The sequence below is a fragment of the Pseudomarimonas salicorniae genome (assembly GCF_023156535.1).
Lineage (GTDB): Bacteria > Pseudomonadota > Gammaproteobacteria > Xanthomonadales > Xanthomonadaceae > Pseudomarimonas > Pseudomarimonas salicorniae.
This window is the reverse complement of record NZ_JALNMH010000001.1, coordinates 65,355-78,354: the sequence shown is the minus strand read 5'-3', so window position 1 is coordinate 78,354 and position 13,000 is coordinate 65,355. Positions and strand designations below refer to the sequence as shown.

The 13,000-nt window shown below is 66.7% G+C and carries 13 protein-coding genes; all 13 read left to right on the top strand.

Annotated elements, in window-relative coordinates:
* Window positions 1–5 precede the first annotated feature (5 nt).
* The 13 genes from M0G41_RS00340 (at window position 6) to M0G41_RS00280 (ending at window position 12,969) form a co-directional block, all read left to right on the top strand.
* Entirely contained in the window at window positions 6–1,319 is a 1,314-nt protein-coding gene (locus tag M0G41_RS00340; protein ID WP_248204067.1) for an ABC transporter permease, read from the top strand.
* Window positions 1,320–1,337: 18 nt separating this feature from the next.
* Window positions 1,338–2,570, top strand: a complete 1,233-nt coding sequence (locus M0G41_RS00335) for an ABC transporter permease (protein ID WP_248204065.1) — start codon at window positions 1,338–1,340, stop codon at window positions 2,568–2,570.
* Window positions 2,571–2,789: 219 nt separating this feature from the next.
* Window positions 2,790–4,115: a sigma-54-dependent transcriptional regulator gene (locus tag M0G41_RS00330; protein ID WP_248204064.1), complete on the top strand. Its 1,326-nt coding sequence runs from the start codon at window positions 2,790–2,792 to the stop codon at window positions 4,113–4,115.
* Window positions 4,115–5,440: a sensor histidine kinase gene (locus tag M0G41_RS00325; protein ID WP_425511212.1), complete on the top strand. Its 1,326-nt coding sequence runs from the start codon at window positions 4,115–4,117 to the stop codon at window positions 5,438–5,440. Before M0G41_RS00330 ends, M0G41_RS00325 begins: the two co-directional genes overlap by 1 nt.
* A gap of 134 nt (window positions 5,441–5,574) precedes the next feature.
* Window positions 5,575–5,943 (top strand): ATP synthase subunit I, encoded by a 369-nt coding sequence (locus tag M0G41_RS00320; RefSeq protein ID WP_248204062.1) that lies wholly within the window; start codon window positions 5,575–5,577, stop codon window positions 5,941–5,943.
* A gap of 12 nt (window positions 5,944–5,955) precedes the next feature.
* Window positions 5,956–6,819, top strand: a complete 864-nt coding sequence (gene atpB / locus M0G41_RS00315; RefSeq protein WP_343226454.1) for a F0F1 ATP synthase subunit A — start codon at window positions 5,956–5,958, stop codon at window positions 6,817–6,819.
* Between the two features lie 73 nt (window positions 6,820–6,892).
* Window positions 6,893–7,180 carry a F0F1 ATP synthase subunit C gene (gene atpE / locus M0G41_RS00310; protein WP_343226453.1) on the top strand — a complete coding sequence of 96 codons (288 nt, stop codon included), beginning with the start codon at window positions 6,893–6,895 and terminating at the stop codon, window positions 7,178–7,180.
* Between the two features lie 68 nt (window positions 7,181–7,248).
* The gene (locus tag M0G41_RS00305) at window positions 7,249–7,719 is read left to right on the top strand and encodes a F0F1 ATP synthase subunit B (RefSeq protein ID WP_248204058.1); all 471 of its coding nucleotides are present in this window, start codon (window positions 7,249–7,251) and stop codon (window positions 7,717–7,719) included.
* An 8-nt stretch (window positions 7,720–7,727) separates the two neighbouring features.
* Window positions 7,728–8,258: a F0F1 ATP synthase subunit delta gene (locus M0G41_RS00300; protein WP_248204056.1), complete on the top strand. Its 531-nt coding sequence runs from the start codon at window positions 7,728–7,730 to the stop codon at window positions 8,256–8,258.
* Window positions 8,259–8,331: 73 nt separating this feature from the next.
* Window positions 8,332–9,876, top strand: a complete 1,545-nt coding sequence (atpA, locus tag M0G41_RS00295; RefSeq protein ID WP_248204053.1) for a F0F1 ATP synthase subunit alpha — start codon at window positions 8,332–8,334, stop codon at window positions 9,874–9,876.
* A gap of 130 nt (window positions 9,877–10,006) precedes the next feature.
* A complete protein-coding gene (gene atpG / locus M0G41_RS00290) occupies window positions 10,007–10,870 on the top strand; it encodes a F0F1 ATP synthase subunit gamma (RefSeq protein WP_248204051.1) in 864 nt (287 codons plus the stop codon).
* A 141-nt stretch (window positions 10,871–11,011) separates the two neighbouring features.
* A complete protein-coding gene (atpD, locus tag M0G41_RS00285; protein ID WP_248204049.1) occupies window positions 11,012–12,421 on the top strand; it encodes a F0F1 ATP synthase subunit beta in 1,410 nt (469 codons plus the stop codon).
* 125 nt (window positions 12,422–12,546) lie between these two features.
* Window positions 12,547–12,969, top strand: coding sequence for a F0F1 ATP synthase subunit epsilon (locus tag M0G41_RS00280; RefSeq protein ID WP_248204047.1), 423 nt, complete (start codon window positions 12,547–12,549; stop codon window positions 12,967–12,969).
* The last annotated feature ends 31 nt before the right edge of the window (window positions 12,970–13,000 follow it).

The following is a 13,000-nucleotide window of genomic DNA, read 5'->3' as shown; positions in this document are numbered from 1 at the left end:
CCGTCATGTGGACCTATTACCTCCGCCTCGGATTCCTCAGCCTGCGCCGCGCGCCGGTACTGACCACCCTGATGGTCATGACCCTCGCCGCCGGCGTGGCAGCCAGCGTCACCACCCTCACCATCCTGACCGGGATGTCCGGCAACCCGATCCCGCACAAGGATGGCCTGTTGCTGGTCCCGCTGATGGACAACGAGCCGGTCGACAGCGGTCCGTCCGGCGACGATCCGCCCAACCAGCTGACCTGGATGGACGCCGAGGCGCTGTGGACCGCCGCCCGCGGCCTGCGCCAGGTGCCGATCTGGGGCACCAACCCCTCGGTCGACAGCGGCCGACCTGACCTGCCGCCCTTCTTTGCCGAAGGCATCGCCACCGGCCGCGACTTCTTCGCCATGTTCGATGTGCCCTGGCTGGAAGGGGCGACCTGGAGTGCTGAACAGGAGCGCGACGGGGCCCGGGTCGCGGTGATCGCGCGGTCGCTCGCCGAGCGCCTGCACGGCACGCCGGCGGAGGCGATGGGCAAGACCCTCACCCTCAACGGCGTCGACTTCCGGGTGATCGGCGTGCTGGATGACTGGGCGCCTCTGCCCAAGTACTACCGGCTGGTTGCCGGTAATCGCTTCGAGACCAGCGAAGAGGTCTTCCTGCCGATCCGAACCGCGATTGCCCTCAACTTCGGATTCAATGGCAACGTCAGCTGCAGCTCGGCGCCCCCGGAGCCGGGCCTTGCCGGCCTGCTGAAGTCGGAGTGCCAGATGATCCAGTACTGGGTCGAGGTGGGCGGCGAGTCCGAGCGCGCCGCCTACCGTGAGTACCTCGACAACTATGTCCGCGAACAGAAGGCACTGGGCCGCTTCCCACGCGAGCTCAACAACCGCCTCTTCGACGTGCCCGAGTGGATGGTGTTCAACCGCGTCGTCGCGGACGACGCCCGCACCGCGGTGTGGCTTTCACTCGGATTTCTCCTCGTATGTCTGGTGAACACCGTGAGCCTGCTGCTGGCCAAATTCAGTGCCCGTCCCGCCGAGATCGGCGTACGCCGGGCGCTGGGCGCCGCCCGCATCGACATCTTCAGGCAGTACGTGGTCGAGGCCCTGGTGATCGGCGGGGTCGGCGCCGCGGTCGGCGTGCTGCTGACCTTTGGCGCCCTGGCCTTCATCCGCCGCCACGATCCCTCGCTTGACCTGGTGGCTCGCCTCGACACGGGGATGTTCAGCGCGGCGCTGCTGATCTCGCTGGGCGCCGCCATGGTGGCGGGCCTGCTTCCCAGCTGGCGCGCCTGCCAGGTGCGCCCTGCCATCCAGCTCAAGAGCCAGTAGGCGAACCAGGAGACCCACATGGAAATCCGTCCCATCCTGTCCACCCTGCTGCGCTCAAAGACCGCGCCGCTGCTGATCGCCGCCCAGGTGGCGCTGACCCTGGCCATCGTCTGCAACGCGGTCTACATCATCAAGGATCGTCTCGCGACCTCAAGCCGCCCGAGCGGTGCCGACGAGTCCAACAGTTTCGTGATGGCCTTTTCCGCCGCGCGTCCGATCGGGGACATCGAGTCGATGCAGCGCCGCGACCTCGAAGCCCTGCGAGGCATTCCCGGTGTGGCGGCCGCTGCCTGGACCAACCAGGTGCCGCTGGGCCGCAGCGGCTGGAATACCGGCGGGATCAACACCGACCCGACCGCCAACCAGCCCACGGACATCCAGTCCGCCCAGTACATGTCCGGAGACTCGCTGATCGACGCGTTCGGCCTGAAGCTGGTGGAGGGTCGCGACTTCCTGCCTGAGGAAATCACCGTGCACGATCCGGAGAAGGAGGCGCCGCCCCTGCACCATGCGCTCATCACCCGTGCCCTGGCTGAGCAGCTGTGGCCGGAGGAGAGTCGCTACGCTGGCCGCCAGTTCTACAACGGCAACGGACCGGAGGCGACTCCGATCACCGTGGTCGGGGTCATCGAGCAGCTACAGACCCCGTGGGCACCGGTCAACCCGCTCCGCGCGGAGTCGTCGATGCTCCTGCCGCGGCGCTATCTCGATGACTACAGCCAGTACATCGTGCGCACCGAGCCGGGTCAGCGGGCGGCGGTCATGCGCGAGGCCGAGAAGACCCTGCTTGCCCTGCGCAGCGACCGCGTCCTGCGCTTCACCCGGACCATGGATCAGGTCCGCGACCGGCGTTACGCCGGGGAGCGTCTGATGGCCGGCCTGCTGATCGGTGTCACCGCGTTCCTGCTGCTGATCACCGCGAGCGGCATCGTCGGCATGTCCTCGCTGTGGGTGAACCAGCGGCGCAAGCAGATCGGCGTGCGCCGGGCGTTGGGCGCGCGGCGGGTCGACATCCTGCGCTACTTCCTGGTCGAGAACCTCCTGATCAGCAGCGCCGGCGTGCTCGCTGGCCTGCTTCTGGCTCTGCTGCTGAACGACCTGCTGGTCCGCGAGCTGTCCCTGCCGCGCATGCCGGTCGAATACCTGGTGGGCGGGATGGTCTTCATGTGGATACTGGGTCTCGGCTCGGTGCTTTCGCCGGCCATCCGCGCCGCCGCGGTGCCGCCTGCAGTGGCTACACGCACCGCTTGAGCGGTGCGTGCGTGATTGGTGATTCGTGATTGGTGATTCGCAAGAGATGGGCCTTCCGGGGCGCGTTAGCCGGTCCGGATAGCTGGTGCAATCAATGGATGATTCAACTGTGGCGATCCGTCACTATTCTTTCCTGCGAAGAGGGGGGGCGCCGTCCGGTTCCGGTCGCGAAATGCCCCAACGAATCACCAATCACGAATCACCAATCACGGCTTGAACATGCCCACCGTCCTCCTCATCGACGACAACCCAGCCGTGCTGACCGCTCTGTCGGTATTGCTCGAGCTTGAGGACATCCACTGCGTGGAGGCCTCGACACCCGAGGCGGGACTGGCGCGGCTCGATCAAGGGGGCGTCGACCTGGTCATCCAGGATATGAACTTCGCCCGCGACACGACGTCGGGCGAGGAGGGCGAGCAGCTCTTTGCCGCCATCCGCGAGCGTCTGCCGGACCTGCCGGTGATCCTGCTCACCGCCTGGACCCATCTCGATGCCGCAGTGCGTCTGGTCAAGCAGGGCGCGGCCGACTACCTGCCCAAGCCCTGGGACGATGCCAAGCTGCTGGCCAGCGTGCGCAACCTGCTGGAGCTGGCCGAGACGCGCCAGCAGCTGCGCGCCCACCAGCGCGGCAGCCGGCAGGAGCGCGAACGCCTGCGCGGTGCCGACCTGCGCGGCCTGGTCTTTGCCGATCCGGCCACGGAGCGCCTGGTCGGCCTGGCCGTCCAGGTCGCGCGCAGCGACGTGCCGGTGTTGATCACCGGCCCCAACGGCGCCGGCAAGGAGCGCATCGCGGCGATCATCCAGGCCAATTCGGCGGTGCGCGACGGGCCTTTCGTTACCCTCAACTGCGGGGCGATTCCCGGTGAGCTGATCGAGGCCGAGCTGTTCGGCGCCGAGGCCGGGGCCTACACCGGCGCCAGTCGCGCCCGCGAGGGCAAGTTCGAGGCCGCTGATGGCGGCACCCTGTTCCTTGATGAGATCGGCAACCTGCCGCCGGCCGGGCAGATGAAGCTGCTGCGCGTGCTGGAGACCGGCCGCTTCGAGCGCCTCGGCAGCAACCGGGAGCGTGAGGTCAAGGTGCGGGTGATCAGCGCGACCAATGCCGACCTGGCGGCGATGATCCGCGCCGGAAGCTTTCGCGAGGACCTCTATTACCGGCTCAACGTGATCAACCTCGCCCTGCCGCCCCTGGCCGAGCGGCCACTCGACATCCTGCCGCTGGCCGAGTCCTTCCTCTCCGGCGGCAAGCGTCTGGGCGAGGCGGCTCGCCGCGCGCTGAAAGCGCATCCCTGGCCGGGCAACGTGCGCGAACTGAAGAACGCGATCACCCGCGGCTGCCTGCTCTCCGAGGGCGACGAGCTGGATCCCGCCGCGCTTGGCCTGGAGGCCGCGCCCGCTCCGCGCGCGGATGAAGAGCCCGATCGCGATGGCATCGAGGCGGCCCTGGCGGCGGCTGGCGGCGTGGTCGCCCAGGCCGCCGCGGCGCTGGGCCTCAGCCGGCAGGCCCTGTACCGGCGGATGGAGCGCCTGGGGATCGATCGCTGATGCGCCGGCGGCGCTGGCGCCAGTCGCTGGCCGGCCGCCTGTTCTGGCCGCTGGCCGGCGTTCTGGTCCTGGCGCTTGGGGCGGTGGCCGCCCTGCAGGCGATGGGCGCGACCTCGCTGGAGGCGTGGCTGATCAGCCTGGCCCCTTCGCTGGCCGCCCTGGCCTGGGTGTTGCACCAGCGCCTGCTTCCGGTGCTCTCCCTGTTCCGCGGTCTCGCCGGACTGGTCGACAGCTACCGCGATGGTGACTTCAGCACGGGGGTGCGCTGGATCGGCCGCGACGAGTTGGGCGAACTGGTGACCGCCCACCTTCGGCTCGGCGAGGTGCTGCGCGAGCAGCGCCTTGCGCTGACCCAGCGCGAGCTGCTGCTCGACACCATGGTCCAGCAGACCCCGGTTGCCATGCTGTTGGCCGTGGAGTCCGGGCCGGTGGTCTACGCCAACCTCGCCGCCCGCAAGCTGCTCAACAGCGGTCGACGTCTCGAAGGCTTTGACCTCGGCGCCCTGCTCAACCGCTCGCGACCCGAACTGGCTGCTGCCTTCGAGCGCGGCGCCGACGGTGTCTTCTCGGTCGGCGAGGGCGAGGATGAGGAGGTGTTCCATCTCGCCCGCAAGAGCTTCCGCCTGAACGGCCGGCCGCACCTGCTGCTGCTGATCCGCCGCCTGACCCACGAGCTGCGCCGGCAGGAGGTGCAGACATGGAAGAAGGTGATCCGCGTGATGAGCCATGAGATGAACAACGCGCTGGGCCCGATCGCCTCGCTGTCGCGCTCGGGCCGCGAACTTCTGCGTCGCGGTGAGGCCGGGCGCCTGACCACGGTGCTTGGCACCATCGAGGAGCGCGCCCGCCACCTAGACCAGTTCCTCCGCGGCTATGCCCAGTTCGCCAAGCTGCCCAGTCCGCGGCGCAGCCGGCAACGCTGGGGCGCGCTGCTCGAGCCGCTCGCGGAGCAGTCAGGCGCCCGGGTCCGCATCGAGGACCCCGAGGCCAGCGTCGAGCTGGACCCGGCGCAGATCAGCCAGGCGCTCAGCAACCTGGTCACCAATGCCCTGGATGCCGGTTCACCCGCCGCGGACATCGAGATCCGGGTGGCCCGGGAGGGGCGGAGCTGGGTGCTGGAGGTGGCCGATCGCGGCAGCGGCATGACCGAGGAGGTCATGGCGCGGGCGCTGATTCCCTTCTATTCGACCAAGCGCACCGGCACCGGGCTTGGCCTGGCGCTGGTCCGCGAGATCGCCGAGGCCCACGGCGGACAGCTGGCGCTGTCCCACCGCGAGGGCGGTGGACTGCGCGTGGTGATGCGGATTCCCGCCGCCGAGGGCTGAGCGCCACACGTCGGATGAAGCAACGGGGCGCCGTTTTCCACTTGCCTGTGCGTTCCACGGACTGTTAACATTCCGCGACTTGGCAGGGCGGTACTGCGACGCCCGACCGCAATCCCCAGTCCCGGATCTGCCGCGTGCTCAACACCGTAGCCGCGGGCAGGCGACTGGCCAGGCGCCTCCTGATCGTACAGATCGGCGTGATCGGCCTCATCGCCCTCGCCCTGACCACGATGAGCGGCCGCGCTGCGCTGGGAGCCCTGATGGGCGGGATGGCAGTCGCGGTGGGCAGTGCGCTGATGGCTTGGCGTCTCTTTTCCGGTCCTGTGGCCGGCGCGGGACCCACGCTGACGCGCATGGCCGGTGGGCTGGCCCTGAAATGGATGGTGATCGTGGTGCTGCTCTATCTGGCACTCGTCCCGTTGGCGCTGGAACCGCTGGCCGTGCTCGGCGGGGTCCTGGCGGCCTTGGGCATCAACCTCTCCGCACTCATATTCAAATCGTAAAGGGTGGTTCCTGTGGCGTCGGAATCCGGAAAGAGCGGCTCGGCAGCATACGTCGAGCACCATCTCCAGCATTGGACCATGCCGATCGGCGAGGGTGACTTCTGGGTCATCCACGTCGACAGCCTGATCATGTCGGCCCTGATCGGCCTGGTCGGCCTTGGCATCTTCTTCATGGTCGGCCGCCGCGCCACCGCGGGGGTGCCCGGCAAGTTCCAGGCCTTCATCGAGATGGCCGTCGAGTTCATCGACACCCAGGTGCGCGATGTCTTCCACGGCGATCGCCGCTTCGTCGCGCCGCTGGCGTTGACCATCTTCGTCTGGGTGCTGCTGATGAACTCCATCAAGCTGCTCCCGCTGGATCTGCCGCCGGGGATCGCCGCGGCAATGGGCGCCGAATACTTCCGCGCCGTGCCGACCACCGACCTCAATATCACGCTGGCCATGTCGACCACCGTGCTGCTGCTGATGTTCGCCTTCGCCATCAAGGCCAAGGGGCCGGGCGGCTTCGGCGTCGAGCTGCTGACCGCGCCCTTCCACGGCCACGGCGTGATGAAGCTGGTGCTGGCCCCGGCCAACCTCGCGCTCAACATCATCGAGTACCTGTCCAAGCCGGTGTCTCTGGCCATGCGACTGTTCGGCAACATGTACGCCGGCGAGCTGGTCTTCATCCTGATCGCCCTGCTGGCCATGGCCGGCGGCGACTTCATGGCCGCCGAAGGCCTCGGAACCAAGGCCGGTGGCGTCGCAGCCTTCCTCGGCGCAGTGATCGCCGGCGCAGCCTGGTCGATCTTCCACATCCTGGTGGTCAGCCTGCAGGCCTTCATCTTCATGATCCTGACGGTCGTCTATCTGTCGATGTCGACCGAGGCGCACTGATTACCCCGTTTCACCGCTTTCGCATCACTTCCTCATCCACCGCAACACTGTCATTCCCGAAAGGAGTTTCACCATGGATCTGACCGCTCTCATCGCCGCCGTTCAGGGCAACACCGCGATCGCGATCGGCATCATCATCGGCCTGGGCGCGCTGGGTGCCTGTATCGGTATCGGCATCATGGGTTCGAAGTTCCTCGAAGCCGCCGCGCGTCAGCCGGAGCTGGTTCCGATGCTGTCCGGCCGCATGTTCCTGCTCGCCGGCCTGATCGACGCCGCCTTCATCATCGGTCTGGCCATCGCGCTGTTCTTTGCTTTCGCCAACCCGCTGGTCGGCGCCGCCAAGGCTGCCGCGGGGCTCTGATCCCGTAGCAGTGCCCGCGGGGCCGCCGCCGGCGGTCCCGCGATGGTTCCCCTTCGCGGAGTAAGAACATGAACGTCAATGCCACCTTTCTGGGGCAGGCGATCTTTTTCGCCATCCTGATCTGGTTCTCCTGGAAGTTCATCTGGCCGCCCCTGATGAACGCCATCGAGGAGCGCCAGAAGAAGATCGCCGAAGGTCTCGCCGCGGCCGACAAGAGCCAGCGTGACCTGGCCCAGGCCGAGGACAAGGTCGCCGAGCTTCTGAAGGAAGCGCGCGGCAAGGCCAACGAGATCATCGAGCAGGCCCACGCCCGCGCCAACCAGATTGTCGACAAGGCCAAGGAAGATGCGGTCGTCGAAGCCAACCGGCAGAAGGATGCCGCGCTGGCAGAGATCGATCTGGCTGCGAACAAGGCCCGCGAGGCCCTGCGCGCGCAGGTCGCGACCCTGGCCGTGGCCGGTGCCGAGAAGCTGATCCGTCGCGAGATCGACGCCAGCTCCCACAAGGCGCTGCTCGACGAGCTGGCACAGCAGATCTGAGGTCCGAAATGAGCCAGGCCCTGACGCTTGCCCGACCCTACGCCCGCGCGGCCTTCTCGCTGGCTCGCGACCACGGTCGCCTGAGCCAGTGGGCCTCGCTGCTCGGCTTCTCGCACCAGATGGCCGCCGACCCTCGCGTCGGCGCCCTGCTGGGCCATCCGAGCCTGGTGACCAAGCAGGTCCTCGACTTGCTGCTGCCGCCCGGCGAGAGCGATCCGAACTTCCGCCAGTACCTGACCCTGCTGGCCGAGAACGGCCGGCTGCGGCTGCTGCCCGAGATCCACGCCCTGTTCGAACAGCTGCGCGCCGACGAGGAGCGCGTACTGCGCGCCACCGTGACCTCGGCAACCGAGCTGGACGAATCGGAAGTCGCGCGGATCACCGAGTCGCTGAAGAAGCGCTTCGGCCGCGAGGTCGCGCTGACCCGCGAGGTCGATCCGGAGCTGCTCGGCGGCGCCGTGATCGACGCCGGCGACGTGGTGATCGACGGCTCGCTGCGCACCAAGCTCTCGCGCCTGCAGTCCGCTCTGGCGCACTAGGAACCGGCGCTCCGGTCCGAAACCCGAAAAGTTGAAGTGACCCGCTCCGCGGGAAACGACCAAGGAAAACACAATGGCTACCACCCAGCTCAACCCGTCTGAAATCAGCGAACTGATCAGGACCCGCATCGAGAAGGTCACGCTTGCCGCCGAAGCGCGCAATGAAGGCGTGGTGACCTCGGTGTCGGACGGCATCGTGCGCATCTACGGCCTGGCCGATGTGATGCAGGGCGAAATGATCGAACTGCCGGAGAACACCTTCGCGCTGGCGCTGAACCTCGAGCGCGACTCGGTCGGCGCGGTGGTCCTGGGTGACTACGAGCACCTGCGCGAAGGCGACACCGCCAAGACCACCGGCCGCATCCTCGAGGTGCCGGTCGGTCCCGAGCTGCTCGGTCGCGTGGTCAATGCGCTGGGCGAGCCGATCGACGGAAAGGGTGCGATCGAGGCCAAGCTGACCGCCCCGGTGGAGAAGGTCGCGCCGGGCGTGATCTGGCGCAAGTCGGTCGACCAGCCGGTGCAGACCGGCTACAAGTCGGTCGACAGCATGATCCCGATCGGCCGCGGCCAGCGCGAGCTGATCATCGGCGACCGCCAGACCGGCAAGACCGCGATGGCCGTTGACGCGATCATCAACCAGAAGGGCACCGGCGTTAAGTGCATCTACGTCGCCATCGGGCAGAAGAACAGCTCGATCGCCAACGTCGTGCGCCGCCTCGAGCAGAACGGCGCCCTGGCCCACACCATCATCGTCGCCGCCTCTGCCTCCGAGTCGGCCGCGATGCAGTACATCTCCGCGTACTCCGGCTGCACCATGGGCGAGTACTTCCGCGACCGCGGCGAAGATGCGCTGATCATCTACGACGACCTCTCCAAGCAGGCCGTGGCCTATCGCCAGATCTCCCTGCTGCTGCGCCGTCCGCCGGGCCGCGAGGCGTATCCGGGCGACGTTTTCTATCTCCACTCCCGCCTGCTCGAGCGTGCCGCGCGCGTTTCCGAGGACTACGTGGAGAAGTTCACCGAGGGCTCGGTGAAGGGCAAGACCGGCTCGTTGACCGCGCTGCCGATCATCGAGACCCAGGCCGGTGACGTCTCGGCCTTCGTCCCGACCAACGTGATCTCGATCACCGACGGCCAGATCTTCCTCGAGACCGACCTGTTCAACGCCGGCATCCGCCCGGCCGTGAACGCCGGTATCTCGGTGTCGCGCGTCGGTGGTGCGGCGCAGACCAAGATCATGAAGAAGCTGTCCGGCGGCATCCGTATTGCCCTCGCGCAGTACCGCGAGCTGGCGGCCTTCGCGCAGTTCGCCTCGGACCTCGACGAGACCACCCGCAAGCAGCTCGAGCGCGGCCAGCGCGTCACCGAGCTGATGAAGCAGAAGCAGTATGCGCCGATGAACATCGCGCAGATGGCCCTTTCGATCTACGCGGTCAACGAGGGCTACCTGGACGACGTGCCGGTCAACAAGATCGGTGACTTCGAGTCCGGCCTGCATGCCCACCTGACCAACAGCTACGGTGCGCTGGAGCAGCAGATCGTCGATTCCGGCAACTGGAACGACGAGATCGAAGGTCAGTTCAAGAAGATCATCAGCGAGTTCAAGCAGAGTTGGTGACCACGTGATTCGTGATCGGTGATTCGTGATTCGCCGGAGCCAGATGCTCGAAGCGGACACGGATCACCAATCAAACGAATCACCGATCACTCATAGCGAATCACGCTGAGCGAGCAGAGCGAGCGAAATTATGGCCGGTGGCCGCGAAATCAAAACCAAGATCAAGTCGGTGCAGAACACCCGCAAGGTGACCCGTGCACTGGAGATGGTCTCGGCGTCGAAGATCCGCAAGGCGCAGGACCGCATGAAGGCCTCGCGCCCGTACGCGCGCCTGATGCGGCAGATGATCGGCCACATCGCCAAGGCCAACTCCGAGTACGTGCATCCGTTCCTGCAGACCCGCGATGAGGTCAAGCGCGTCGGCTATGTCATCGTCTCCACCGACCGCGGCCTGTGCGGCGGCCTGAACTCCAGCATGTTCCGGCGGATCCTTGCCGAGATGCGCGAGTGGCAGCAGAAGGGCGTCGAGGTCGACGTCGTCTGCATCGGCCAGAAGGGCACCGCCTTCTTCCGTCGCCTCAAGGTCAACATGCTGGCCTCGGTCAGCCACCTTGGCGAGCAGGTCCACGTGGACCAGCTGGTCGGCGTGATCAAGGTTATGCTCGATGCCTACAGCCAGGGGAACTGCGACCGCGTGTTCCTCTGCTACAACGACTTCATCAACACCATGGCGCAGAAGCCGCGCCAGGACCAGCTGCTGCCGCTGCCGCCGTCGGATGACATCGAGTCCAAGCACGACTGGGACTACATCTACGAGCCGGACGCGCAGACCGTGCTGGACAACGTGCTGACCCGCTACGTCGAGTCGCTGGTCTACCAGGCGGTGCTGGAGAACCAGGCCAGCGAGCACGCCGCCCGCATGGTTGCCATGAAGGCCGCCTCGGACAACGCGACCAAGCTGATCGGCACGCTGAACCTCGTCTACAACAAGGCCCGCCAGGCCGCGATCACCCAGGAGATCTCGGAGATCGTGGGTGGTGCAGCGGCGGTTTGATTGAGAGCCGTGATTTGTGATTGGTGATTCGTCAAAGCGCGCTAGTTGCTGCTCCTTCGAATCACGAATCACGAATCACATAACGGTTAAAAGAGCGAAGATCACTTCGTTCCAACAAAGTTCGACTTACGGAGCACAACAATGAGCCAGGGCAAGATCGTTCAAATCATCGGTGCGGTCGTTGACGTAGAGTTCGCCCGCGACGACGTGCCGAAGATCTATGACGCACTGAAGGTCGACGGCACCGAGATCACGCTGGAAGTCCAGCAGCAGCTCGGCGACGGCATCGTGCGCACCATCGCGCTCGGCTCGACCGACGGCCTGAAGCGCAACCTGATCGCGCAGAACACCGGCAAGGCCATCTCGGTCCCGGTCGGCCTTGGCACCCTCGGCCGCATCATGGACGTGCTGGGTCGCCCGATCGACGAGGCCGGCCCGGTCAAGTCCGACGTCGACTGGGAAATCCATCGCGCCGCGCCGAGCTACGAGGACCAGAGCTCGACCACCGAGCTGCTCGAGACCGGCATCAAGGTCATCGACCTGATGTGCCCGTTCGCCAAGGGCGGCAAGGTCGGCCTGTTCGGCGGCGCCGGCGTCGGCAAGACCGTCAACATGATGGAGCTGATCAACAACATCGCGACCGAGCACAGCGGTCTTTCGGTGTTCGCCGGCGTGGGTGAGCGTACCCGCGAGGGCAACGACTTCTACCACGAGATGCAGGAGTCGGGCGTCGTCAACGTCAAGGAGCCCGAGAAGTCCAAGGTGGCGATGGTCTACGGCCAGATGAACGAGCCGCCGGGCAACCGCCTGCGCGTCGCCCTGACCGGTCTGACCATGGCCGAGTACTTCCGCGACGAGGGTCGCGACGTGCTGCTGTTCGTCGACAACATCTACCGCTACACCCTGGCCGGTACCGAGGTGTCCGCGCTGCTCGGCCGCATGCCGTCGGCGGTGGGCTACCAGCCGACCCTGGCCGAGGAAATGGGCGTACTGCAGGAGCGCATCACCTCGACCAAGACCGGCTCGATCACCTCAATCCAGGCCGTGTACGTGCCTGCGGACGACCTGACCGACCCGTCGCCGGCGACCACCTTCGCCCATCTCGACGCCACCGTCGTGCTGAGCCGCAACATCGCGTCGCTGGGTATCTACCCCGCCGTGGACCCGCTCGACTCGACCTCGCGCCAGCTGGATCCGAACGTGATCGGCCACGAGCACTACGACACCGCGCGCAAGGTGCAGGCCACCCTGCAGAAGTACAAGGAGCTGAAGGACATCATCGCCATCCTCGGCATGGACGAGCTGTCCGAAGAGGACAAGCAGGCGGTGTCCCGCGCGCGCAAGATCGAGCGCTTCTTCTCGCAGCCGTTCACCGTGGCCGAGGTCTTCACCGGCGCCAAGGGCAAGTACGTGACGCTGAAGGAGACGATCCGCGGCTTCAAGATGATCTGCGACGGCGAGTGCGACCACCTGCCCGAGCAGGCCTTCTACATGGTCGGCGGCATCGACGAGGCCTTCGAGAAGGCCAAGAAGATGAGCGCCGCAGCTTAACGGCGGCAGGGCTCAGAGACTAGGGTCCAGGGCTCAGACAAGCGGGTCCAGGAGGCACGGGGCGAACCGGCTCTTTACTGAGCACTGAGCCCTGAGCCCTGAGCCCTCACCAGGACGGAAATACCATGAGCACCATTCGTTGCGACATCGTCAGTGCCGAGCAGGAAATCTTCCACGGCGTGGTCGAGATGGTCATCGCCACCGGCGAGATGGGTGAGCTGGGCATCGCCCCGCGGCATGCGCCCCTGATCACCCGCCTCAAGCCGGGCCAGGTGCGGGTTGTGCTGCCTGGCGGCGAAGAGCAGTTTTTCTATGTCTCCGGCGGCATCCTCGAGGTGCAGCCGCAGGTGGTGTCGATCCTGACTGATACCGCCGTGCGCGCCGACGACCTCGACGAGGCGGCGGCGAAGAAGGCCAAGGAAGAGGCCGAGCGCGCGCTGGCCGGTCGCAGCGAGGCGATGGATATCGCCGAGGCGCAGACCAAGCTGGCCGAGGCGATGGCCCAGCTGCAGGCCCTTGAGCGCCTGCGCAAGACGCTGAAGCACTGAGTTCGGCGCCGGCCCCGCGCCGGCCCACGGT